This window comes from Streptococcus sp. HMSC063B03 (assembly GCF_001836965.1).
Lineage (GTDB): Bacteria > Bacillota > Bacilli > Lactobacillales > Streptococcaceae > Streptococcus > Streptococcus pneumoniae_F.
The window spans coordinates 167,566-190,511 of the sequence record NZ_KV831016.1; the positions used below are offsets into that span (position 1 = coordinate 167,566).

General features: G+C 42.0%; 22 protein-coding genes. 8 read left to right on the forward strand and 14 right to left on the reverse strand.

The window, feature by feature from the left end:
• Positions 1-92 precede the first annotated feature (92 nt).
• The 4 genes from HMPREF2628_RS02940 to HMPREF2628_RS02955 form a co-directional block, all read right to left on the reverse strand.
• The gene (locus HMPREF2628_RS02940) at positions 93-2,057 is read right to left on the reverse strand and encodes a peptide ABC transporter substrate-binding protein (RefSeq protein ID WP_070842283.1); all 1,965 of its coding nucleotides are present in this window, start codon (positions 2,055-2,057) and stop codon (positions 93-95) included.
• Between the two features lie 139 nt (positions 2,058-2,196).
• Positions 2,197-2,331 (reverse strand): 50S ribosomal protein L34, encoded by a 135-nt coding sequence (gene rpmH, locus HMPREF2628_RS02945; protein ID WP_000831905.1) that lies wholly within the window; start codon positions 2,329-2,331, stop codon positions 2,197-2,199.
• Positions 2,332-2,475: 144 nt separating this feature from the next.
• Positions 2,476-3,690 carry a pyridoxal phosphate-dependent aminotransferase gene (locus tag HMPREF2628_RS02950; protein WP_070842284.1) on the reverse strand — a complete coding sequence of 405 codons (1,215 nt, stop codon included), beginning with the start codon at positions 3,688-3,690 and terminating at the stop codon, positions 2,476-2,478.
• A 156-nt stretch (positions 3,691-3,846) separates the two neighbouring features.
• The gene (locus HMPREF2628_RS02955) at positions 3,847-4,149 is read right to left on the reverse strand and encodes a hypothetical protein (RefSeq protein ID WP_070842285.1); all 303 of its coding nucleotides are present in this window, start codon (positions 4,147-4,149) and stop codon (positions 3,847-3,849) included.
• 161 nt (positions 4,150-4,310) lie between these two features.
• Here HMPREF2628_RS02955 and HMPREF2628_RS02960 point away from each other — a divergent pair, with 161 nt between their 5' ends.
• The gene (locus HMPREF2628_RS02960; RefSeq protein ID WP_000079148.1) at positions 4,311-4,763 is read left to right on the forward strand and encodes a universal stress protein; all 453 of its coding nucleotides are present in this window, start codon (positions 4,311-4,313) and stop codon (positions 4,761-4,763) included.
• A gap of 185 nt (positions 4,764-4,948) precedes the next feature.
• Here HMPREF2628_RS02960 and HMPREF2628_RS02965 read toward each other — a convergent pair whose 3' ends face one another.
• Positions 4,949-6,340: a Cof-type HAD-IIB family hydrolase gene (locus tag HMPREF2628_RS02965; RefSeq protein ID WP_070842286.1), complete on the reverse strand. Its 1,392-nt coding sequence runs from the start codon at positions 6,338-6,340 to the stop codon at positions 4,949-4,951.
• A 65-nt stretch (positions 6,341-6,405) separates the two neighbouring features.
• On the opposite strand from HMPREF2628_RS02965, the gene HMPREF2628_RS02970 reads away from it, so the two are divergent.
• Complete coding sequence (locus HMPREF2628_RS02970; RefSeq protein ID WP_070842287.1) at positions 6,406-7,368, forward strand: asparaginase; 963 nt, start codon at positions 6,406-6,408, stop codon at positions 7,366-7,368.
• Between the two features lie 53 nt (positions 7,369-7,421).
• Here the strand turns inward: HMPREF2628_RS02970 and ccpA are convergent, their stop codons facing one another.
• Complete coding sequence (gene ccpA, locus HMPREF2628_RS02975) at positions 7,422-8,432, reverse strand: catabolite control protein A (RefSeq protein WP_020900851.1); 1,011 nt, start codon at positions 8,430-8,432, stop codon at positions 7,422-7,424.
• Between the two features lie 237 nt (positions 8,433-8,669).
• Here ccpA and HMPREF2628_RS02980 point away from each other — a divergent pair, with 237 nt between their 5' ends.
• Positions 8,670-8,987: a DUF960 domain-containing protein gene (locus HMPREF2628_RS02980; protein WP_070480154.1), complete on the forward strand. Its 318-nt coding sequence runs from the start codon at positions 8,670-8,672 to the stop codon at positions 8,985-8,987.
• 197 nt (positions 8,988-9,184) lie between these two features.
• Here the strand turns inward: HMPREF2628_RS02980 and folB are convergent, their stop codons facing one another.
• The 6 genes from folB to HMPREF2628_RS03015 form a co-directional block, all read right to left on the reverse strand.
• The gene (folB, locus tag HMPREF2628_RS02990; protein ID WP_070842289.1) at positions 9,185-9,997 is read right to left on the reverse strand and encodes a dihydroneopterin aldolase; all 813 of its coding nucleotides are present in this window, start codon (positions 9,995-9,997) and stop codon (positions 9,185-9,187) included.
• Between the two features lie 41 nt (positions 9,998-10,038).
• The gene (gene folE / locus HMPREF2628_RS02995) at positions 10,039-10,593 is read right to left on the reverse strand and encodes a GTP cyclohydrolase I FolE (RefSeq protein ID WP_070480152.1); all 555 of its coding nucleotides are present in this window, start codon (positions 10,591-10,593) and stop codon (positions 10,039-10,041) included.
• Positions 10,574-11,896 carry a bifunctional folylpolyglutamate synthase/dihydrofolate synthase gene (locus HMPREF2628_RS03000; protein WP_070842290.1) on the reverse strand — a complete coding sequence of 441 codons (1,323 nt, stop codon included), beginning with the start codon at positions 11,894-11,896 and terminating at the stop codon, positions 10,574-10,576. Before HMPREF2628_RS03000 ends, folE begins: the two co-directional genes overlap by 20 nt.
• Before the next feature lies 1 nt (position 11,897).
• On the reverse strand, positions 11,898-12,872 hold the full coding sequence (gene folP, locus HMPREF2628_RS03005) for a dihydropteroate synthase (RefSeq protein ID WP_070842291.1): 975 nt from the start codon (positions 12,870-12,872) through the stop codon (positions 11,898-11,900).
• 93 nt (positions 12,873-12,965) lie between these two features.
• Entirely contained in the window at positions 12,966-13,673 is a 708-nt protein-coding gene (locus HMPREF2628_RS03010) for a CPBP family intramembrane glutamic endopeptidase (protein WP_070842292.1), read from the reverse strand.
• 57 nt (positions 13,674-13,730) lie between these two features.
• On the reverse strand, positions 13,731-15,149 hold the full coding sequence (locus HMPREF2628_RS03015; RefSeq protein WP_049499886.1) for an NCS2 family permease: 1,419 nt from the start codon (positions 15,147-15,149) through the stop codon (positions 13,731-13,733).
• A gap of 189 nt (positions 15,150-15,338) precedes the next feature.
• Between HMPREF2628_RS03015 and HMPREF2628_RS03020 the strand changes: the two genes are divergently transcribed.
• The 5 genes from HMPREF2628_RS03020 (at position 15,339) to HMPREF2628_RS03040 (ending at position 20,444) form a co-directional block, all read left to right on the forward strand.
• The gene (locus HMPREF2628_RS03020; RefSeq protein ID WP_070842293.1) at positions 15,339-16,151 is read left to right on the forward strand and encodes a Cof-type HAD-IIB family hydrolase; all 813 of its coding nucleotides are present in this window, start codon (positions 15,339-15,341) and stop codon (positions 16,149-16,151) included.
• Positions 16,152-16,375: 224 nt separating this feature from the next.
• Positions 16,376-17,395, forward strand: coding sequence for an alcohol dehydrogenase AdhP (gene adhP, locus HMPREF2628_RS03025; RefSeq protein WP_000649186.1), 1,020 nt, complete (start codon positions 16,376-16,378; stop codon positions 17,393-17,395).
• Between the two features lie 244 nt (positions 17,396-17,639).
• Positions 17,640-18,629, forward strand: a complete 990-nt coding sequence (locus HMPREF2628_RS03030; protein ID WP_070842294.1) for a PTS sugar transporter subunit IIB — start codon at positions 17,640-17,642, stop codon at positions 18,627-18,629.
• A 76-nt stretch (positions 18,630-18,705) separates the two neighbouring features.
• Entirely contained in the window at positions 18,706-19,518 is an 813-nt protein-coding gene (locus HMPREF2628_RS03035) for a PTS mannose/fructose/sorbose transporter subunit IIC (RefSeq protein WP_001280328.1), read from the forward strand.
• Between the two features lie 14 nt (positions 19,519-19,532).
• Positions 19,533-20,444, forward strand: a complete 912-nt coding sequence (locus HMPREF2628_RS03040) for a PTS system mannose/fructose/sorbose family transporter subunit IID (RefSeq protein ID WP_049551677.1) — start codon at positions 19,533-19,535, stop codon at positions 20,442-20,444.
• A 160-nt stretch (positions 20,445-20,604) separates the two neighbouring features.
• Here HMPREF2628_RS03040 and pepC read toward each other — a convergent pair whose 3' ends face one another.
• A complete protein-coding gene (gene pepC, locus HMPREF2628_RS03045; protein ID WP_070842295.1) occupies positions 20,605-21,939 on the reverse strand; it encodes an aminopeptidase C in 1,335 nt (444 codons plus the stop codon).
• A 111-nt stretch (positions 21,940-22,050) separates the two neighbouring features.
• Positions 22,051-22,773, reverse strand: a complete 723-nt coding sequence (locus HMPREF2628_RS03055) for a pseudouridine synthase (protein ID WP_070842296.1) — start codon at positions 22,771-22,773, stop codon at positions 22,051-22,053.
• Between the last annotated feature and the right edge of the window lie 173 nt (positions 22,774-22,946).

The following is a 22,946-nucleotide window of genomic DNA, read 5'->3' on the forward strand; positions in this document are numbered from 1 at the left end:
TGCTCAAAGCAAAGCTTTGAGGTTGCAGATAAAGCTGACGTGGTTTGAAGAGATTTTCGAAGAGTATTAACTGAAAAGCATGACTAGGAATATCATTGAATATGGTTAGCTAAATCTTCCTGAGCTTTTTTATTTGACTCAGCTTTTTCTTTCAGCCATTTTTCATAGAGTTCCTGGTACTGTTTAGCAGTTACTGGCTCTTTTTGCAATTCAACATATTTGTAGTTGTCAGAATCTCCTTTGTGCCCAACAAATGAGAATGGACCTGTAAACGGAACTGTCTTACGGAAAATTGGATTAGCTCCTCCACTTTGAACAGGTAGGAAGAGAGCACTATCTGTCAACCAAGCTTGAACTTCGGCAAATTTTTCATAGCGAGCTTGAGTATCTGTGATTTCCGCATCAGCCTGATCCAAGAGTTTCTTATAGTCAGAAAGACCAATCTTGTCCTTAACTTCCTTATCTTTTCCTTCAGACAAGCCCATGTTTTTCAACTGAGAACCAGAGTCTGGATCCAAGAGATCAAGATAGGTTTTCGGATCTGAGAAGTCCCCACTCCAACCCGAGATATCAATGTCGTAATCCTTTTGATCGGCGGTGTCCGCAAAGAAAGTTGCCTGGTCTTTTTCATCTGGAGAAAGTTGGATAACGTCGATAACTACATTATCCTTACCAAGAGTTTCTTCCACAGTTTGTTTGAAAGAGCCAGCCTGTTGCACATCTAACTTAGCAGTTTGGTCAACTGGCATATCCAAATGAATTGGGAAAGTTACTCCCTGAGCTTGCAGGCTTTCTTTGGCCTTAGCAAACTTCTCTTTGGCCTTTTCAGGATTCAAGAAGGCTTGCTTACCATCATTTAGGTTGATGTTTGCCCAATCTTTACCGTAGTTGACAATTTTCTCATTGACAATGTCACCGAAGTTCTTATCGCCAACTTGGACAAAGTTACTTGGTGTAACTGTGTTACGCAAGATACGATCTGCTCCATCTTCACCATTTGTCTGTGCTGCATAGGCATGACGGTCAAAGGCAAAGTTGATAGCCTGACGGAAATCCTTATTTTGCATAGCTGCACGTGAATCTGTCTTTTCCTTATCAGACTGTTTCATAGTCTGCTTGTAGCTTTGACGATTAACGTTGAAAAGATAATAGAAAGTAAGTGAGTTTTGCGGTGTGTAGGTAATCTTGTCCTCATTCCCCTTTTTGAGTTCAGCAAACACTGAACTTGTAGGGAAGATACGTCCGTCTGTATAGTTCCCCTCTAAGAAACCTCGGGCCAAACTATCTTGGTCTGAACCGTCAAAGAAAGAGAGCTTCACTTTCTCAATTTTAACATTGTCCTTATCCCAGTAATTAGGGTTTTTATCAAACTCAATCAAAGATTTTGATGTGAAGGACTTAAACAAGTAAGGACCATTTGACAAGATACTTGATGGTGTCACACTTCCAAAGTCATCTCCCTTAGCCTTCAAGAAGGCTTCATTTACCGGACTAAGGATACTTGCTGTTGTTTTAGAGTTCCAATAAGTCTCTGGTTGATTGAGGGTGTATTGTAGCGTGTAATCATCCACTGCCTTTACGCCCACAGTTGCAAAATCAGATGATTTCCCTTCAACATAGTCTGCTAGCCCTTTGATAGAGTCTTGTACCAAGTACAAGTTTTCAGCCTTTTTATCAGCCGCATACTTGAGACCAGTCACAAAGTCATGAGCTGTTACATCCGCATACTCTTCTCCTTCAGAAGTGTACCATTTAGCTCCCTGACGGATTTTATAAGTGTAGGTCAAACCATCTTTTGACACAGTCCATGACTCAGCCATAGAAGGAATGAGATTGCCATACCGGTCATTTTCCAACAAACCATCAATCAAGTTGGTTGTGATGCTAGAAGTGGAACCACGTGTTGAAGTAATGTAGTCTAATGTATCCGGATTGCTGGCAAATACATAAGAGTAGGTTTTATCTGCATTACTTGATTGGGAAGACCCACATGCTGCTAAAGCTAGACCTGCTGTCAAAGCCATAGCTCCAAAAAGCATAACTTTTGATTTCTTCATGATTATTCTCCATTTTTTTACAGTATGCGAAATATTATACATCATTTGAGCAAAAATATAAAGCCTTTTTGTACTTTTTTACAAAAATAAAAATCAGTAGACTCGAGTTCCTACTGATTTTTGTTATGGTTCGTTTGGATTATGCAGCCAAAACTTTGCGTCCTTTACGACGACGAGCTGCCAATACGCGACGACCGTTTTTAGTTGACATACGGTTACGGAATCCGTGTTTGCGCGCACGACGAAGTTTACTTGGTTGATAAGTACGTTTCACGATGAATACCTCCTCATAGATTTTGTATTCGTTTAGCCGGCTATAAAGTGATCAGTTACTAAACATACTTTACTATTCTATCTGATTCTTTCACTTTTGTCAATAGCTCAAGGCAAATGTTTCCAGCTTTTTCGAATGTAAGCCCTATCTACGATACTGTTTCAAGAATCGAGTCATCTTTTCTTGGATTTGGGCCAGTTCATCGACACGAGGAAGGTAAACAATACGGAAGTGGTCCGGTTCCTGCCAGTTGAAGCCTCGACCATGAACCAAGAGAACCTTTTCCTGCTTCAAGAAATCAAGGACAAACTGCTCATCATCATCGATACGGTACATATTGCGGTCGATTTTAGGGAAGATATAGAGTCCGGCCTTTGGTTTAACAGCAGACAAGCCTGGAATATCTTGAATAGCATTGTAGATGAAGTTTCTTTGCTCATAGATTCGTCCACCAGGAAGGAGCAATTCATCGACTGATTGGTGGCCACCCAAGGAAGTTTGTACGACTTGTTGGGCCAAAACGTTAGAGCAAAGGCGCATATTAGACAGCATATTGAGCCCTTCGATATAGCCTTTGACATGTGTCTTAGGTCCAGACAAGACCATCCAACCCACACGGAAACCAGCGATACGGTGAGATTTTGACAGACCATTCATGCTGACACAGAAGACATCTGGTGCCAAGCTCGCCACAGGCGTATGCACATGCCCATCCATGACCATGCGGTCGTAAATTTCATCCGCAAAGATGATCAAATAGTTCTGACGGGCAATCTCAATAATCTCCAACAAAAGTTCCTTAGGATAAAGGGCTCCAGTTGGGTTGTTTGGATTGATAAGGACGATTGCCTTAGTATTGGAAGTGATTTTTGACTTGATATCGTCAATATCAGGATACCATTCTGCAGCTTCATCACAGATATAGTGAACGGCATTTCCTCCAGCTAGGCTGACAGCGGCTGTCCAGAGAGGATAGTCTGGCATAGGCACCAAGACCTCGTCTCCATTGTCCAAAAGCCCCTGCATGGACATGACAATCAGCTCACTGACACCATTTCCAAGGTAGATATCATCAATATCTACATTTGGAAATTTCTTCAGTTGACAATACTGCATAATGGCCTTACGGGCTGAAAAAATCCCTTTGGAGTCAGAATACCCTTCACTATCACGCGCATTCATAATCAAATCATGAATGACTTCGTCTGGCGCTGTAAAACCAAATTCTGCTGGATTTCCTGTATTCAGACGTAAAATCTTTTCTCCGTTTGCTCGCATTCGCATGGCTTCTTCCAAAACAGGACCACGGATATCATAAGCAACATGCTCTAACTTACTAGACTTGTTATATTCTTTCATCTTGTTTCCTCAATTCATCAGGATAGTAACATTATACCACTAGAAAGAAAATGCGACAAGTTTGCTGAAATGTGTTATTAAAATCCTACAGAAGAAAAACCTCACTAAGAGCGAGGTCAAGACAGGAGAGATAGCAGGTATTTTGCGAAAAACACATCACATACCAAAAGATAAACCTAGAAAAAGCAATCCTAAAAAGGAGTCATAAAGAAGATTGAACATGAGGAAAAGTCCCCATATCATCAAGTAATCCCAACGCCCACTTCGTTTTGCAACTAGGAATAAAATTAGATGGTAGAGTACATGAAAGACTAAAAAAACGATAAACCCTGGATAAAGAAGCGGTACCAGACTCTCTAATTGCCAAACCATGATAACTTCTAGCAAGACTGAAACTAGGATGACTCCATAATAAAGGAAATTTGAATTTTTTGTTTCTTGAAAAGAGTGCTTCATCATTCTCCCTCCCTTCACTTCTTTCCTGCTATCCTTTCTTTTATTTTATCATATATTTATATAGATTTTAAGCGCTAATATTCTTTTGAAAAATACTTTTTTTGCTTTACTTCTATAGTGAAAAGGTTTACAATTATAGTAAGAAAATTTCAGGAGGTTTCATTATGGCACAACGTTACCAAAATATCATGGTCGCAATCGATGGTTCTAAAGAAGCGGACTTGGCTTTTGTCAAGGGAGTTCATTCTGCTCTACGAAACGACGCTAAACTCACCATCGCACATGTCATTGACACACGCGCTCTCCAAAGCGTATCCACCTTTGATGCTGAAGTTTATGAAGAACTCCAAGTCGACGCTGAAAGTCTGATGAAAGAGTACGAAAAACGTGCTAAAGATGCTGGTGTGGCAGATGTTCATATCGTCATTGAAATGGGAAATCCAAAAACCCTCTTAGCACGTACTATTCCAGATGCTGAAGAAGTGGACCTCATCCTTGTTGGCGCAACTGGTCTCAACGCCTTTGAACGCCTCTTGGTCGGCTCTTCATCTGAATACATTCTCCGCCATGCTAAGGTCGATTTGCTGGTTGTGAGAGAACAAGAAAAAACCTTATAATCACAAAGAAAAGGAGCCCAGAGCTCCTTTTTGTTTACTATTTATACTCTTCGAAAATCAAATTCAAACCACGTCAACGTCACCTTGCCGTATATATATGTTACTGACTTCGTCAATTCTATCTACAACCTCAAAGCAATGCTTTGAGCAGCCTGCGGCTAGTTTCCTAGTTTGCTCTTTGATTTTCATTGAGTATTATTTCTCTCTTTATGGCGTTCATAAGCCTTGAGCTGACGCTGCAGTTCCTTTTTAATAGCAGGTTCTGGAGCATATTTTTCTTCCCAATCATCTGGTTTTAGGATTTTGTGGGTCACTGGATCAAAATGGGCCTTGCCATCTGGAAAAATTTTCCCCATATTGGCCTGATGGACGATATCAAAAATACGTTCTGGGTCCACCCCCATCAAAACAAAGCTACCATAGGTAAAATAAAGCGTGTCAATCAGGGCATCCACCTGCCCTACCAAATCTTGCTGGGCAGGTGTCTTCTTGGCTACTTTCTCTGCTGCCTTATCAAGAGCTTGATGAAGTTGCGATAGAGCTTGACCAAAGTCCTCTTCAGAAGGACTGGCAGCTCGAACAAATTCCACCAATTCTTCTATTTTAAAGCCAGCCCTATGGGTTGCACCTTCTAAATCCCAAGCTCGAGGTTCTTCTTGAGTTCGTTCGTCCATCATGTGGTGGAAGGTCTTGACCTTATTGAAATGATAGTCACGGCTGACAAAGACTTTTTCTGAAGCCAAAACACCAAAATGTTCCAAGGCCTTGTGGATTCCGTCTTGCTGATTGCTAGTGGTAATGTGCTTGGCAACTTCCTTGACACTGCTACTACCATTTCCCATAGCGACCGACATACCGACACCAGCCAGCATTTCTAGGTCGTTATCAGAGTCACCAAAGGCCATGACTTGGTTGAGATCAAAACCATATTCTTTCCCGACTCGGCGAATACCTTCCAACTTAGAGTTTCCTTGATTGATGACATCCGCAGCAAATGGATTACTACGTGTCAATTTCAAGTCTTCAAAATCAGCTGCTGCCTTCTCAGATTCTTCTGGCGTCATCAGCATCAAAACTTGGTAGATAGGCTGATTCATCAGATGAAGCAGGTCTTCTTCCTTTTGGGGAACAACCTTGCTGACCATACGATTAAAGGAATGACTCACTGTCCGAGTTAAAACTGAGGGAACGAAGCGACTGATTCGTTGGGAAAAAGAACCCAGACCAAAAGACATGATTTTGGAACCCAACATGGCATCCTTGGTCCCTAGGGCAATCTCCTTACCCTCTTTTTTAGCATAAGTAATGAGCTGGCGCAAATGTAACTTGGAAATTGGGCTCGTGAACAAGACTCTGTCTTTAGTAAAGATATACTGGCCATTATAGGTTACCGCAAAGTCCAAATCCAAATCGTCCATCAATTCCTTAACAAAAAAAGGTCCTCGTCCTGTCGCTACACCGACAAGCACCCCTTGTTCTTTGACAATCTTAATCGCGTCCTTAGTGGATTTCAAAACACTCTTGCGATCGTTGACCAAGGTTCCATCGATATCAAAAAAAACAGCTTTGACTTCCATCCTATCCCAATCTCCCCTTTTGTGATACAATGATTATACCATATTTCAGAAAGAGTGAGTAAATCATGCCTAAGAAAATCCTTGTTTTACATACGGGTGGAACTATTTCCATGCAAGCCGATGCTTCTGGCGCTGTTGTGACTAGTTCAGATAATCCCATGAACCATGTGTCCAACCCACTTGAAGGAATCCAAGTCCACGCCTTAGATTTTTTTAATCTGCCAAGTCCCCATATCAAACCCAAGCATATGCTGGCCCTCTACCAGAAAATTAAAGAGGAAGCTGCTAACTACGATGGAGTGGTGATCACACACGGGACCGATACTTTAGAGGAAACAGCCTATTTCCTTGATACTATGGAAGTTCCCCATATGCCCATCGTTCTAACAGGTGCCATGCGCAGCTCTAACGAACTCGGTAGTGACGGTGTTTATAATTATCTGAGTGCTTTAAGGGTGGCTAGCGATGACAGGGCTGCTGACAAAGGAGTTTTGGTCGTTATGAACGATGAAATTCACGCTGCCAAGTATGTTACCAAAACACATACGACCAATGTCAGCACCTTCCAGACTCCTACTCACGGGCCACTTGGTCTGATTATGAAACAGGAAATCCTCTACTTTAAAACAGCTGAGCCCCGTGTCCGCTTTGACCTTGATCACATACAAGGTTTAGTCCCTATCATCTCGGCTTATGCTGGTATGACAGATGAGCTGATTGATATGCTGGATTTGGAACAATTGGACGGCTTGATTATCCAAGCTTTCGGAGCTGGTAATATTCCCAAAGAAACAGCTCAAAAATTAGAAAGCCTTCTACAAAAAGGAATCCCAGTCGCTCTAGTATCACGATGCTTTAACGGTATTGCTGAACCTGTTTATGCCTACCAAGGTGGGGGGGTGCAGTTGCAAAAATCTGGTGTCTTCTTTGTTAAAGAACTCAACGCCCAAAAAGCCCGTTTGAAACTCCTTATAGCCCTCAATGCCGGACTAAAAGGACAGGCTTTGAAAGATTATATGGAAGGCTAATACTCTTCTCTAGAAAGCAAAATCAGGAAATCTTCACGATTCCCTGATTTTTTCTATTTACGTTTTCGTGTTGAACGACGTTCTGTCAAACCATGAGGCAAGAGAACTTCACGTTCTTCCAACTCTTCCTTGTGCATAATCTTAGTCAACATACGCATGCTAATAGCGCCAAGGTCATAAAGAGGTTGGGCGATAGTTGTCAAGTTTGGACGGGTAAAGCGTGAGATTTGTGAATCATCACTAGTAATGATTTCAAACTCTTCTGGTACTGATACACCGTGGTCAGCCAAACCATTCAATACACCTGCTGCCAATTCATCGCCTGTTACAACCGCTGCAGTTGCATTTGATGAAATCAAGCGTTCTGCCAAGGCATAGCCATCTTCATAAGTGTATTTAGACTCAAATACCAATCCTTCGCTATAAGAAATCCCTGCTTTTTTCAAGGCTTCCTTGTAGCCAACCAAACGAACCTTACCATTGATGTCGTCCACTAGTGGACCGCTAACGAACGCAATGCGCTCATTTTCTTTAGCAAGGTAGGTCACTGCATCAATCGTTGCTTGTTTGTAATCAATATTGACACTTGGAAGCTGATGTTCTACGTCCACCGTCCCTGCAAGAACAACTGGTGTTCGAGAACGAGAAAACTCTGAACGAATTTTTTCAGTCAAGTGGTACCCCATAAAGATGATACCATCCACTTGCTTAGAAAATAGTGTATTGACAACTGAAACTTCCTTGTCATCGTCCTCATCACTATTAGCAAGGACAATATTGTACTTGTACATTTCAGCGATATCATCAATCCCTTTAGCAAGTGTTGAGAAATAACCATTGGTAATATTTGGGATCACGACACCGACAGTGGTTGTCTTTTTACTTGCAAGACCACGCGCCACTGCATTTGGACGGTAATCTAAACGGTCAATCACCTCAAGCACTTTTTTTCGAGTATTCTCTTTTACATTCTTATTGCCATTGACTACACGGCTAACTGTCGCCATTGAAACTCCTGCTTCACGGGCGACATCATAAATCGTTACTGTATCGTCTGTATTCATTCCATTTCCTTTCTATATCATACCTCACGAGACTCCAAAAAAAGAGACGGTATGAAAATTTCGTTTTCATGATTCTACTTATTCCATTTTATCACTATTTGTAAACACTTTCAAGCGTTTTTTGAAGATTATTTGAAAAAATTTCATAGGAAGCTATGTTTATGAAGAAAAAATCACCTTTTCTTGATTTTTAATCCTATTTGCTGTATGATAAGGGAAAAGAAAGGGGGAAGAAATATGGCTTTTACCAATACCCACATGCGGTCAGCTAGTTTTGGCATTGTTACCAGCTTGCCTGATGATGTCATTGACTCTTTTTGGTATATCATCGACCATTTCTTAAAAAATGTCTTTGAATTGGAAGAAGAACTTGAGTTTCAATTGCTCAATAACCAAGGAAAAATTACCTTCCATTTTTCAAGTCAACACCTCCCTACAGCCATTGATTTTGATTTTAACCATCCCTTTGACCCTCTTTATCCCCCCAGAGTCTTGATTTTAGACATGGATGGTAGAGAAACTATCCTCCTCCCAGAAGAAAATGACCTATTTTAATACTCAATGAAAATCAAAGAGCAAACTAGGAAGCTAGCCGCAGGTTGCTCAAAACACTGTTTTGAGGTTGTAGATAAGACTGACGAAGTCAGTAACCATACCTACGGTAAGGCGACGCTGACGTGGCTTGAAGAGATTTTCGAAGAGTATAAAAACTCTAGCCTTCAGTTGCAAGTGACTGAAAACTAGAGTTTTTTCTATTTTTTCAAAGCATTATACAAGTTACGGATCGGTTGCTTTAATGTCGGATGGATAAAATGAGGCGCAATTTCCTGTAAGGACTCAAGGACAAAGAGGCGTTCCGCTATGTAAGGATGAGGCAAAATGAGGTCATCCGTATAAAGAATCTGATTCTCCACAAAAAGCAAGTCCAAATCAATCAAACGAGGTCCCCAATGCACTTCTCTAACTCGTCCCATCTCTGACTCAATGGCTAACAAGGTTTCTAACAAGACTGGTGCTGGTAGCCAGGTTTCCACCTCAACCACTTGATTAGCAAAGCTATCCTGCTCCACTCCACCCCAAGGCTCCGTCGCTAAGACACCGGATTCTTTGAGAATATGGATGCCACGAGCTCGCAGTTTGTCAATGGCTCGCTCCAAGTTTGCTTGCTTATCTCCCATGTTGCTTCCCAGAGCGATAAAGGCTCGTTGCTTGCGGCGATGAATGGTTACCGAGCAAGTATCTAGTGGCAAATGCACCGGTGCCCAAGGTTTTTTCAGTTCCAACTTAATTTCTTGGACAAGAGGATAAGCCTCAAAAGTACGTTCTACCAGTTTGTAGGCTACCGTTTCAATCAAGTCCTCAGTTGTTTCCTGAAACCAAGTCGTCCACTGCTGACACAGTTCTCCATAATGGACAGAAGCCGTTAAATCCAAATCTGTCGCCGCCTTGGTCATATCATAGGATAGGATTGCGGAAATAACAAACTTCTGCCCCAATTCTTTCTCACTCGGAAAAAGACCATGATAGGCAAAAATTTCCAAATCCTTAATCTGCAGTTGATCCATAATGATTCCTTTCTAGAAAAATCCGCCCAAAGCGGATTCTTTTATAGTCCCATTAAACGATAAGCCTGATTTCGGAGGTCCTTATCTGTTTCAAATAGACCACGAGCTACTGTCGTCAAGGTTGCAGTGCCTGGTTTTCTGACACCACGCATGCTCATACACATATGTTCCGCCTCAATGACAACAAAGGCTCCTTTAGCACCTAGATAGTCCATCAAGGCATCGGCCACTTCGATATTCAAACGTTCTTGAATTTGCGGCTTTTTCGAATAAACTTCAACCGTACGGGCTAGCTTAGACAAACCTGCCACTCGACCATCTGGAATATAGGCAATATGCGCTCTACCATAAAATGGCAAGAAGTGGTGTTCACACATGGTATGGAAAAAAATATCCTTTTCTACCACCATATTATCGTCAATAATCTCAAAGGATTTTGACAAATGTTCCTCCGCTGTTTGACCAAGACCTGAAAAAATCTCTTGGTACATACGAGCGACACGAGCAGGTGTTTCCTGCAAGCCCTCGCGATTAACGTCCTCTCCGACAGCCTCGATAATCATTTTTACAGCTGCTTCAATCTTTTGTGTATCCATTCTCGTTTTTCCTCTCCATCAGATAGGCTCTCACTTGGCTCAAGAAATACAAGGAACCCGTGACAATCCTAACTGTTTTTTTCTCTTCTTTTTTATCTGTCAATTTCTGCTCTAGAAATTCCTGCCAACCTTGGTAGCTGAGATTTCTAGACTTAGCTGCCTCTTTCAGCACGTTTTCATCAGTCGCCCGACTATCTGAAAAATGTGTTAGAGTAAGCTCGGTATCTGGCATGGCCCCCAGCAAGTCCAACATATCCTCCAAGGCCTTGGTTTTGATGCAAGTAAAGAGGATTTCCTTGCGATAATCCGCAAAGCGTTCTTGCAAGGTTGCTAATAAAGCCTTGATAGCATGGGGATTGTGGGCTCCATCCAAAATCATCAAGGGATCTCTTGACACGATTTCCAAACGCCCTGGCCAACTTGTTTCTTCCAAGGCTTGAGAAATCAAGTGATTGCTTGCTAGCTCTCGACCATCTTCTTGACAAAAATTATCAAGTAAAGCTATGGCCATCCCAGCATTCTCTATCTGGTGCAAACCAAGCAGGCCAGTCTGGAAGCGACCTTGTCTGACAACACTTGTATAGTCAAAGACTTCACCTGTTACCACACTCTCTTGGTGACTAACTTGATAATCTGCCCCGTAGGCAAGTCTCGGCGCATCTTTCCCTTCCGCAATAGCGTCAATGACAACCAAAGCTTCTGGAGCGATACGACCTGTCACCAAGGGAATACCTTGTTTGATAATACCAGCTTTCTGCTCTGCTATAGCTTCCAAGGTGTCACCAAGTAGGGCTACATGGTCCAATCCAATAGTCGTGATGCCTGTTAAAATGGGCTGGCAGACATTGGTACTATCCAAGAGTCCACCCATGCCGACTTCCATGATAGCCACATCTACTTGCTCTGAAGCAAAGTAGTCATAGGCTATAGCTGTGATAATCTCAAACTCGGTTGTGCCCTGTAAATTAGCGGCCGCTTCTCCCTCCAGCAAAGACTGATAGTCTGCCATGAGAGCTTCTAGTCTAGCCTCTGGAATAGATTCCCCATTGATGCTAATCTGGTCTGTGTAATGAATGAGATAGGGCGAGCTAAACACGCCAACTCTCAGCCCTAGTTTTTCTAGCATATTTTTCAAAAAAGCAATGGTCGAACCCTTGCCATTGGTTCCTCCAATATGGATGACCTTGAGTTTGAGATGGGGATTGCCACGCAAAGCTAACAGTTCCACCATTCGTTCCAAGCCAAAATGCGGTTGGTCCGTCCGGTAGTTAGCAATCCACTGATTATTTTCGATTTCTTTCATCTTATTTATATTGTTTTAAATCTATATTTTCCGCTTCATCAGCCAGACGAATGGCGGAGGCAATTTCAACTGCCATCCTGTGACTAGCTACGTCATGCACACGCACCACTTCCACACCCTGTCTCGCAGCGATACTGGTTACATGAGCAGAAGCCGTATCTCGATTGCGGAAACCAAGTTCTGTCTCAGGATTGACTTCAAAACCACTTTCTTCAAGGATATTGATGACAAACCGCTTGCGCGACACTCCGAGAAAGACTGGATAGCCTTTCTGATGTAGTTTATCCAGATCCCGTAAAAGAAGCAAATTTTCTTTCTTGGTCAGACCAAATCCAATCCCTGGATCCAGCAGGATATTTTCTGGTGCAATACCAGCTTCCTCTGCTCTCGCTAGTGCTCGTTCAAAGAAAGCCTCCATCAATTCTTCGATTGGCAATGTTTCAAAGTCAGCTAACTCTTCCTCTGTAAAAGCTTGACCAAAACCAAAATGAGGAAATATGAGCGAGCTAGGATGCTGAGGTCGCGCCATGACTGGATTAAACATAATGACCACTTGCGCTCTCGCTTCAGCTACCACATGGGCCATTTTTTCATCACCCATAAGACCAGTGATATCATTGACTAGATTGGCACCAACAGCCAAAGCAGCCTCTGCCACCTGACTCTTCCAAGTATCAATAGAGATGAGGACATCACTTTCCTTGCGAATCGCTTTAATCACTGGAACAACACGCTGGATCTCCTCTTCTATCTCAACATAGCTACTTCCCGGCCGAGTCGATTCTCCGCCGATATCTAGCATGCTGGCTCCTTCTGCTATCAATTTACGAGCCTGCTGGAGCGCCTGCTCAAGAGCAAAAAATTGACCACCGTCCGAAAAGGAGTCTGGGGTTACATTGATAATTCCACAAATAGCTGTCTTTGCATGATTGGCTTTACTTGACATATCGGTCACTCCCTCAAGGCTTTTCATCATATTATTTCTCTATTTTACCATAAAAAGAAAAAGATGGACACGATTGCATTCATCTTTTTCCCAGTAGAAACAAGTAAGCAATTGTCAAAAATCTTAAACAGAAATCCCTAATGTCCGACTCAAAATCACCACGAGAGCCAACAAACAGAAAGCAACCCCATTCACAATCATGTGAAGTAAGATAGACATTTCCAAACGTTGGGTCTTGTATGCCGTCCAAGACAGAACAATCGACATACCTCCATAAATCAATAAAGAAGGTAAATTACTTGGTTGATGCAATAAAGCAAACACAATCGTACCGACTACAAATCCCAAGTTCTCTTTTCCTCGGAAAATCTTTTTAGGAATAATCCCACGACACAAGATTTCCTCACAAATCGGAGCAAGCAAGGCCAGTAAGAAGAAACTGGAAATCAAAGAACTATTCTGAACCATAGCATTAATCTGAGACTGGTTACCTGTTGTCGTCTCATTTGACAGCTGTAACAAGATAGAACCAAGTATATTTGATCCGATAATGACTAGATAACTTAAGCCCAAGCGTGCCAAATCCTTAGCTCTAAAAAAAGAAAAATTAAAACTTGCTAATTGCGTTTTACGAGCTCCAAAAATAAATAGTACTAAAACTACAATTGAAATACCAGCAACTATCAGTCCTGACTGCAACAGTGGTACTGCATTTAAAGTTAAAATAGCAGTAACCCCTATAGGAATCTGATATAAAATTGTCGCCAGAAAAAAGATTAACAGCCAGCCTGCACGATTCAATAATTCTTTCCACATACTTTTCTCTTCCATCATTCATCTCCTAGACTTTATATTAAAAAAAGGGGGAAATCCCCCTGGGTTATCCTATTATAAGGCCATGCTGATGTAGTTAAGGATAAACAAGGCATCCAAAATCCAAATCATGACATGAACATCTTTAGCTTGACCTTTAACAAGCTTAGTCAAAGTGTAAGTCAAGAAACCAACTGCAATCCCTTGAGTGATAGAGTAGCTGAATCCCATAAAGATGGATGTGAAGAAAGCAGGAACCGCTTCAGACATATCGTCCCAATGGATATTTTTCAAGCTAGCCAACATCATAATCCCAACGATAATCAAGATTGGAGCTGTAGCGGCTGTTGGTACAATCGCGAGAAGTGGACTAAAGAAGCTTGAGATCGCAAAACAGATAGCTACAACCAAGGCTGTCAAACCAGTACGTCCACCTGCACCGATACCAGCAGCAGACTCGACATAAGTCGTTACGTTCGAAGTACCAGCGATGGCACCAATTGAAGTACCAATCAAGTCAGAGTAAAGAGCCTTATCCAACTTAGCTGATTGGTGGTTTTCACCATTTGTCGCTACGATACCAACTTTTTCACCTGTACCAATCAAGGTACCAATCGTGTCAAAAATATCTGTCAATGAAAAGGCAAGAATAGCCATCAGAGTTTCAGGCAAGCGAGCTGTATCTGAAATCAAAGCTCCCAAACCTTCTGAACCAAGAGCTGCACCAAAAACTGTCTTCAAGTCTTCAAAGGCTGCACCAACATGGTTATTAGCAAAATCGATACTAGACAAATCTACCAAACCAACTGCGATAGCAAGAACAGTTGTTGTCAAGATAGAGAGGATAATTCCCCCTTTAATTCCTTTGATAACAAAGAAGATTGTAATGGCCAGTCCTGCAAGTGCCACCAAAACAGCTGGGTTATTAAAGTCAACCAATCCTGGAACTGCTGAAGAGTTTGCTGCAATCGTTGCTTTAGCTTTGTCAGCCCCTTCTCCTACAACAGTATAGTTACCTGGATCAATCGTAAATTTCAAAAATCCAGCATTCTTAATTCCTACGTAGGCAAGGAAGACACCGATACCAGCTGAAATAGCTGAGCGAAGAGCATTTGGAATCGATTCAATGATCATTTTACGAACATTTGTCAAGGTAATAATCAATGAGATAATCCCACAGATGAAGACCATAGCTAGGGCTTGTTGCCAAGAATAACCGAGTCCAAATACGACTGTAAATGTAAAGAAGGCGTTAAGACCCATACCTGGCGCTTGGGCATAAGGTAAGTTAGCATAGAAGGCCATCATCAAGGTACCTGCTACTGCACCAATGATCGTCGCTAGGAAGACACCTTGAGCAGGCATTCCTGTTTGCGAAAGAATTTGTGGGTTTACAAAGAGAATATAACTCATTGCAAAGAAGGTTGTTAAACCAGCGAGAACCTCTGTACGAACGTCTGTACCGTTCTCTTTTAGTTTAAATAATTTGTCCATTATTAATCTCCTTTTAATTTTTACGAACAATAATAGAATTATATCATTTATCATTCACTTTTTCAATATCTTTGTTTGATTTATTTAAGAATTTGATGGAATTTTATTTTTTGTTTGGAATCTGCTTTTCTGCTTGCTTTCTGTTATAATAGAAGACATCTTATCCGAAAAGACACTAGAAAGGTCCCTATGACGAAAAAAATTATTGCAGTTGACCTGGATGGAACCCTACTCAACTCAGACAGTCAGATTTCTGACTTTACCAAAGAAACCATAAAAAAAGTTGCCGAAAAAGGGCATCAGGTTATTATTACAACGGGTCGCCCTTACCGCATGTCAAAAGATTTCTACCGTGAACTAGGCTTAGACACTCCTATGATTAATTTCAACGGCTCCCTTACTCATTTACCAGACCAAGTTTGGAACTTTGAAAAGTGTTTGACGGTAGACAAAAAATATCTGCTAGACATGGTTCAACGTTCAGAGAACATTCAAGCCGATTTTATCGCTGGAGAATATCGTAAAAAATTCTACATTACAAATCCTAATGAAGAAATTGCTAATCCCAAACTATTTGGTGTAGAAGCTTTCCAGCCTGAAAATCGATTCCAGCCTGAGTTGGTAACCAAGGATCCTAACTGTATTCTGTTGCAGACCAGAGCTAGTGACAAGTATGCCTTGGCAAAAGAAATGAATGCCTTCTACCAGCATCAACTTTCTATTAATACTTGGGGTGGTCCGCTCAATATCCTTGAGTGTACCCCAAAAGGTGTCAATAAGGCCTTCGCCTTAGACTACTTGCTCAAGGTAATGAATCGTGACAAAAAGGATTTGATTGCCTTTGGAGATGAACACAATGATACCGAAATGCTCGCTTTTGCTGGGAAAGGTTATGCAATGAAAAATGCTAACCCAGAGCTACTCCCTTATGCAGATGAGCAAATTTCCTTGACAAATGACCAAGATGGGGTTGCAAAAACCCTGCAAGACTTATTCTTATAATCCATACTGACCAGCTTGCGAGCTGGTCTTTGTGCTCTTTTCACAGTCTCATCAACCAGTTAATTGATTGTTCTATTTTTCACCTCCAAAACCTTGGAAAAGGCTTTCTTTTGTGATATACTTCACATATAAATACAAGAGAGCTCGTCATACTCGACTCTGTTGACACAAAATCAATCCAGTCCTGTTTCTCCTGCTCTCAGTTAATATCAAGGAGGATAGCTATGAAAGCTGTTGTTGTAAATCCAGAAAGCACTGGTGTTGCTGTTGAAGAAAAAGTACTCCGTCCACTTGAAACTGGGGAAGCACTTGTAGAAATTGAATATTGTGGTGTTTGCCACACTGACCTCCACGTTGCCCATGGTGACTTTGGTCAGGTACCAGGACGTGTCCTAGGTCACGAAGGTGTTGGTATCGTTAAAGAAATTGCCCCAGATGTGAAAAGCCTTAAAGTCGGTGACCGCGTCAGCGTTGCTTGGTTCTTTGAAGGATGTGGCACTTGCGAATACTGTACAACTGGTCGCGAAACCCTTTGCCGTACAGTGAAAAATGCCGGCTACTCAGTAGATGGTGGTATGGCTGAACAATGTATCGTAACTGCAGACTATGCTGTTAAAGTTCCTGACGGACTTGATCCAGCCCAAGCCTCTTCTATCACATGTGCTGGTGTAACAACCTATAAAGCTATTAAAGAAGCCAAAGTTGAACCAGGCCAATGGGTTGTTCTTTACGGCGCTGGTGGACTTGGTAACCTAGCTGTTCAATACGCTAAAAAAGTATTCAATGCTCATGTCATCGCAGTTGATATCAATAACGACAAACTTGCCCTTGCAAAAGAAGTGGGTGCGGACATTGTTATTAACGGCCTCGAAGTTGAAGATGTACCTGGACTCATCAAGGAAAAAACTGATGGTGGAGCTCATTCAGCTGTCGTAACTGCTGTGTCTAAAGTTGCCTTCAACCAGGCTGTTGACTCAGTTCGTGCTGGTGGTCGCGTAGTCGCTGTTGGTCTTCCTTCTGAAATGATGGAACTCAGCATCGTCAAAACCGTTCTAGATGGAATCCAAGTCATCGGTTCTCTTGTTGGAACTCGTAAAGACTTGGAAGAAGCCTTCCAATTCGGTGCAGAAGGTTTAGTAGTTCCAGTTGTTCAAAAACGTCCAGTAGAAGATGCTGTAGCCATTTTCGACGAAATGGAAAAAGGTCAAATCCAAGGACGTATGGTACTCGACTTCACCCACTAATCTAATAAAAACCTATTTTAAAAGTTGGAATGCGCTTCCAACTTTTTTATATTAAATTTTAATATCAAAAATTACTATGTCTTCTCGAAACCTTATTATATCAATATCATTAAATACACTATTTAAATGTTTTCTTGAATATTTTATATCAAATAGTTGCTTTTTATATGAAAACGGTTTATACTTATCTAGTCTTAAAGTTTTCTTAAACGAAAACTAAAACAAAAAAGGAGGAATGACAATAATGAGTATCGGAATCATTATTGCGAGCCACGGCGAATTTGCTGCGGGTATTCATCAGTCAGGATCTATGATCTTTGGTGAACAAGAAAAGGTTCAAGTTGTAACCTTTATGCCAAATGAAGGTCCTGATGATTTATACGCTAAGTTTAATAACGCTGTTGCTGCATTTGACGCAGAAGATGAGGTTCTAGTTTTGGCTGACCTTTGGAGTGGATCTCCATTTAACCAAGCTAGTCGCGTGATGGGAGAAAATCCTGAGCGTAAGTTTGCCATCATCACAGGACTTAACTTACCGATGTTGATTCAAGCCTACACAGAGCGCCTGATGGACGCTGCTGCAGGTGTAGAAAAAGTTGCTGCGAATATCATTAAAGAAGCCAAAGATGGCATCAAAGCTCTTCCAGAAGAGCTCAATCCAGCTGAAGAAGTTGCAAGTGCTGCAGCTGCTCCAGTTGCCCAAGCTGCTATCCCAGAAGGAACTGTTATCGGGGATGGTAAATTGAAAATCAATCTTGCTCGTCTTGACACACGTCTCCTTCACGGTCAGGTTGCAACTGCTTGGACTCCAGATTCAAAAGCAGACCGTATCATCGTTGCTTCAGATAACGTTGCCAACGACGATCTTCGTAAAGAATTGATTAAACAAGCAGCTCCTAACGGAGTAAGAGCCAATGTTGTTCCAATCCAAAAATTGATTGAGGTTTCAAAAGACCCACGTTTTGGAGAAACACATGCCCTTATCTTGTTTGAAACACCTCAAGATGCCCTTCGTGCAATTGAAGGTGGCGTGCCAATCAAAACTCTTAACGTAGGATCAATGGCTCACTCAACTGGTAAAACAATGATCAACAACGTTTTGTCTATGGACAAAGAAGACGTTGCTACATTTGAAAAAATCCGTGACCTCGGTGTTGAATTTGACGTACGTAAAGTACCAAACGACACTAAAAAAGATTTGTTTGACTTGATTAGCAAAGCCAACGTTCAATAATAGAAATCAATAACTATCGAAGAATTCTAAGAAATTTTTTCACTTTATTATCATTAAATAGAAAAGGAATAAAACCATGTCAGATATTTCAATTATTTCTGCTGTCTTGGTTGTAGTTGTTGCCTTCCTTGCAGGTCTTGAAGGTATCCTCGACCAATTCCAATTCCATCAACCAATCGTCGCATGTACCCTTATCGGACTTGCAACTGGTAACCTCGAAGCAGGGGTTATGCTTGGTGGATCACTTCAAATGATCGCCCTTGGTTGGGCAAACATCGGAGCGGCCGTAGCTCCTGACGCTGCTCTTGCATCTGTTGCTGCAGCAATCATCTTGATCAAAGGTGGTAACTTTACTACTGAAGGTATCGCCGTTGCAACAGCAACAGCTATCCCTCTTGCCGTAGCTGGACTTTTCTTGACTATGATTGTTCGTACAATCTCAGTTGGTTTGGTTCACACTGCAGATGCTGCTGCTAAAGAAGGAAATATTGCAGCTGTTGAGCGTGCTCACTTTATCGCACTTCTTCTTCAAGGTCTTCGTATTGCTATCCCTGCAGCCTTCCTTATCGCTATCCCAGCTTCTGCCGTTCAAGATGCTCTTAAATTAATGCCAGACTGGTTGAACGGTGGTATGGCTGTCGGTGGTGCTATGGTCGTTGCCGTTGGTTACGCTATGGTTATCAACATGATGGCAACTCGTGAAGTATGGCCATTCTTCGCAATCGGTTTTGCTTTTGCTGCCATTTCTCAATTGACTTTGATTGCCCTTGGTGTAGTCGGTGTTGCCCTTGCCTTCATCTACCTTAACCTTTCAAAACAAGGTGGTAACGGTGGCGGCGGAGCTGCGACTTCTAACGACCCAATCGGTGATATCCTAGAAGACTACTAGAAAGGGGAACAATCATGACTGAAAAACTTCAATTATCAAAATCAGATCGTAAAAAAGTTTGGTGGCGTTCACAATTCCTTCAAGGTTCTTGGAACTACGAGCGTATGCAAAACTTGGGTTGGGCTTACTCATTGATCCCAGCTATCAAAAAATTGTACACTACTAAAGAAGACCAAGCTGCTGCTCTTGAGCGTCACCTTGAGTTCTTCAACACTCACCCATACGTTGCTGCTCCAATCATGGGGGTTACTCTTGCACTTGAAGAAGAACGTGCGAACGGTGTTGAAATTGATGACGCTGCTATCCAAGGGGTTAAAATCGGTATGATGGGACCTCTTGCTGGTATCGGTGACCCAGTATTCTGGTTTACAGTTCGTCCTATCCTTGGAGCTCTTGGTGCATCACTTGCTGCATCTGGTAACTTGGTTGGTCCACTTCTCTTCTTCTTCGGATGGAATGCTATCCGTATGGCCTTCCTATGGTACACACAAGAGTTTGGTTACAAGGCTGGTTCTGAAATCACTAAAGACATGTCTGGTGGTATCTTGAAAGACATCACTAAAGGTGCTTCTATCCTTGGTATGTTCATTCTTGCCGTTCTTGTACAACGTTGGGTATCGATCAACTTCACTGTTAACCTTCCAGGTAAACAATTGGCTGAAGGTGCCTACATCAACTTCCCAGAAGGACCTGTATCAGGTGCTGAATTGAAAGGTATCCTTGGTCAAGCACTTGGTGGATTGAGCCTAGATAAGATTCAACCACAAACCCTTCAAAGTCAGTTGAACTCATTGATTCCAGGATTGATGGGACTTCTCCTTACTTTCCTTTGCATGTGGTTGCTTAAGAAAAAAGTATCACCAATCTCAATCATCCTTGCACTCTTTGCAGTAGGTATCGCAGCTCGTTTCTTCGGTATCATGTAATCAAGCAACGTAAAAGGAACCAGGTTCTAAGCCTGATTCCTTTTTTCTATGCTTTTATACTCTTCGAAAATCAAATTCAAACCACGTCAGCGTCACCTTACCGTACTCAAGTACAGCCTGCGGCTAGCTTCCTAGTTTGCTCTTTGATTTTCATTGAGTATTATTCTGCCAAGGCTCCCATTGGATCCCATGGTGCAAGTACGATTGGTTCTGCTTCATAGGCAGCTTGTTCTTCGGCTGTCAGCAATTCTTTGCGAACAACGATTTGGTAAGTGTATTCGTCCATCCAAGCGTCTGAGGCAACAAAGTAACCATCTGTACCGACCTTGTCTCCCCATGAGTTTTCAACCTTCCACTTGGTTGACTTCCCATTTTCATCCAAGTCCACACCTGTTAATACCATGGCGTGGGTCATCAAGCTTTCGCTGTAGTCCAAACGTCCAGCCTTGTCTTGAGTAAGTTGAATATCCATGCTTGATTCAAAATCATAAACATCTGTCGCAAGGATTCCAGCCTTGCGGTTGCTGAGCTGGCCGACATCAGAACCAAACCAAACAGTCTCACCTGCTTGCATTTGGGCAATCGCCAATTCTTTCAAGCGTTCCATCGGAACGTTGATATAACGAACTGCACGGCTACCAACCACATTTCCCAACATCTCAACTGTGTACGATTTACCGTATGGTTTATCAGCAGTTGGAGCATTGATAACAGAAACGTAGTCTTCTAGAGGAAGATTGACATATTTCTTGTAAAATTCCTGTGGTGTGATACCCTTTTCGCTTTGGTAGTTGTTATCTTTATCGCGATAAGCAAAGTCAAATTTACGTGGCGGAAGACCCAATGACATAGCAAGGAAATTAAAGATTTCTTGCAAAAGGTCTTCCTTCTTAGCTTGAACAGTCGCTTGGTCCGCACCAGAAGTAAGCAAGTCACGCAAAATTTGAGCATCTTGGCGAAGCAATTTGTTGAGAATGGCATTTAGCTCACGACTGCTACTAGATGAAACAGACTCAGGGTAAACTGACTTAGGCACGACACCGTATTTCTCAAAGAGAGAAACGACCATATCCCATTGACCGCCATCTTGTTGTGGAGTTTGAAGTAGGAATTTAACCTTACGACTCGTCAAGTCTTGGTCTGCAGTCGCAATGACTTGCTCCAAGAACCAGTTTGATTTCTCATACTTGTCCCAGAAGAATGTGTGGGCCTGTGACAACTCAAAATTCTCCAGTTTGTATTGAGAGATAAGTTTGTGGCGGAAGGTATTGAGAGCCGCAAACATCCAGCAACGACCAGATGCTTTCTGGTTAGTGACCTTGTCCTTGGTCAAATCCAATGAGAAAACAGGGGTGTTGTCTACATGGCTTTGGCGACGCTCAAGGGCTGCAAAAATTCCGTTGTGGCTGGCAGCATTTTCAATCGCTTGGTATTTTACATTTGCTTCATAATTGGCAAATAGTTTATCAGTAAATGATTCTTGAATCGCGTTCATAGATTCCTCCTTTTATTCTACAGTCTATTATAACTCTTTTCACAAAGGAAGCAACTGAAAAACATAAAAGGCAAGGACATTGTCCCTCACCTTTTTCTAATATAAATCAAACTAAGCAATACTTGCAAGGAGAATCTCTAATTCTTCCTTGGTCAAGCGACGCCATTCTCCTCGTTCTAGGTTCTCATCCAATACTAGAGTTCCCATAGTCAAACGTTGCAAGTCTACTACTTCCTTGCCACAGTAGCCCACCATACGCTTGACCTGATGGAACTTCCCTTCTGCAATGGTCACACGAATTTGGCTTTGATTTTTTTCTTTATCTATGGACACAATCTCCAGTCTAGCGGGCTGACAGGTAAAGTCTTTGAGCGGAATGCCCTTGGCAAATGTCTCTACGTCTTCTTGGGTCATAATTCCCTTGACCTGAGCCAGATAGGTCTTATCCACATGACGCTTGGGCGAAAGAAGAGCATGAGCCAGCTGACCATCATTGGTCAAGAGCAAAAGACCATGCGTGTCAATATCCAAGCGTCCTACTGGGAAAACTTCCTTGCTCCGAGCAATATCATCCAGCAAATCCAGAACGGTTCTGTGCTTAGGATCCTCAGTCGCTGAGATAACTCCTTGGGGCTTATTCATCATGTAGTAGACAAACTCTTCATACTCCAACACTTGCCCATCAAAGCGAATCTCATCTCTTTCTTCATCAATCTGCAATTTAGCTGATTTCTCTTTTTTACCATTTACAGTCACGCGCCCAGTCTTGAGCATGTTTTTGACCTCTGTCCGGCTCCCTACAGCGCAGGCAACTAAAAATTTATCTAATCTCATAGAACTATTATATCACACTCAAAAGGAGGCTGGTACAATGACCAACCTCCTTTTCGTTTCATACTCTTCAAAAATCTCTTCAAACCGCGTCAACATCGCCTTGCCGTATATATGTTACTGACTTCGTCAGTTATATCTGCAACCTCAAAACAGTGTTTTGAGCTGACTTCGTC

What these genes read in the sequence shown, in the direction of transcription:
- HMPREF2628_RS02940 (WP_070842283.1), bottom strand. Translation starts at nt 2,057, where the DNA reads ATGAAGAAATCAAAAGTTATGCTTTTTGGAGCTATGGCTTTGACAGCA.
- HMPREF2628_RS02950 (WP_070842284.1), bottom strand. Translation starts at nt 3,690, where the DNA reads ATGAAAGAATATAACAAGTCTAGTAAGTTAGAGCATGTTGCTTATGAT.
- HMPREF2628_RS02955 (WP_070842285.1), bottom strand. Translation starts at nt 4,149, where the DNA reads ATGATGAAGCACTCTTTTCAAGAAACAAAAAATTCAAATTTCCTTTAT.
- HMPREF2628_RS02960 (WP_000079148.1), top strand. Translation starts at nt 4,311, where the DNA reads ATGGCACAACGTTACCAAAATATCATGGTCGCAATCGATGGTTCTAAA.
- HMPREF2628_RS02965 (WP_070842286.1), bottom strand. Translation starts at nt 6,340, where the DNA reads ATGGAAGTCAAAGCTGTTTTTTTTGATATCGATGGAACCTTGGTCAAC.
- HMPREF2628_RS02970 (WP_070842287.1), top strand. Translation starts at nt 6,406, where the DNA reads ATGCCTAAGAAAATCCTTGTTTTACATACGGGTGGAACTATTTCCATG.
- ccpA (WP_020900851.1), bottom strand. Translation starts at nt 8,432, where the DNA reads ATGAATACAGACGATACAGTAACGATTTATGATGTCGCCCGTGAAGCA.
- HMPREF2628_RS02980 (WP_070480154.1), top strand. Translation starts at nt 8,670, where the DNA reads ATGGCTTTTACCAATACCCACATGCGGTCAGCTAGTTTTGGCATTGTT.
- folB (WP_070842289.1), bottom strand. Translation starts at nt 9,997, where the DNA reads ATGGATCAACTGCAGATTAAGGATTTGGAAATTTTTGCCTATCATGGT.
- folE (WP_070480152.1), bottom strand. Translation starts at nt 10,593, where the DNA reads ATGGATACACAAAAGATTGAAGCAGCTGTAAAAATGATTATCGAGGCT.
- HMPREF2628_RS03000 (WP_070842290.1), bottom strand. Translation starts at nt 11,896, where the DNA reads ATGAAAGAAATCGAAAATAATCAGTGGATTGCTAACTACCGGACGGAC.
- folP (WP_070842291.1), bottom strand. Translation starts at nt 12,872, where the DNA reads ATGATGAAAAGCCTTGAGGGAGTGACCGATATGTCAAGTAAAGCCAAT.
- HMPREF2628_RS03010 (WP_070842292.1), bottom strand. Translation starts at nt 13,673, where the DNA reads ATGGAAGAGAAAAGTATGTGGAAAGAATTATTGAATCGTGCAGGCTGG.
- HMPREF2628_RS03015 (WP_049499886.1), bottom strand. Translation starts at nt 15,149, where the DNA reads ATGGACAAATTATTTAAACTAAAAGAGAACGGTACAGACGTTCGTACA.
- HMPREF2628_RS03020 (WP_070842293.1), top strand. Translation starts at nt 15,339, where the DNA reads ATGACGAAAAAAATTATTGCAGTTGACCTGGATGGAACCCTACTCAAC.
- adhP (WP_000649186.1), top strand. Translation starts at nt 16,376, where the DNA reads ATGAAAGCTGTTGTTGTAAATCCAGAAAGCACTGGTGTTGCTGTTGAA.
- HMPREF2628_RS03030 (WP_070842294.1), top strand. Translation starts at nt 17,640, where the DNA reads ATGAGTATCGGAATCATTATTGCGAGCCACGGCGAATTTGCTGCGGGT.
- HMPREF2628_RS03035 (WP_001280328.1), top strand. Translation starts at nt 18,706, where the DNA reads ATGTCAGATATTTCAATTATTTCTGCTGTCTTGGTTGTAGTTGTTGCC.
- HMPREF2628_RS03040 (WP_049551677.1), top strand. Translation starts at nt 19,533, where the DNA reads ATGACTGAAAAACTTCAATTATCAAAATCAGATCGTAAAAAAGTTTGG.
- pepC (WP_070842295.1), bottom strand. Translation starts at nt 21,939, where the DNA reads ATGAACGCGATTCAAGAATCATTTACTGATAAACTATTTGCCAATTAT.
- HMPREF2628_RS03055 (WP_070842296.1), bottom strand. Translation starts at nt 22,773, where the DNA reads ATGAGATTAGATAAATTTTTAGTTGCCTGCGCTGTAGGGAGCCGGACA.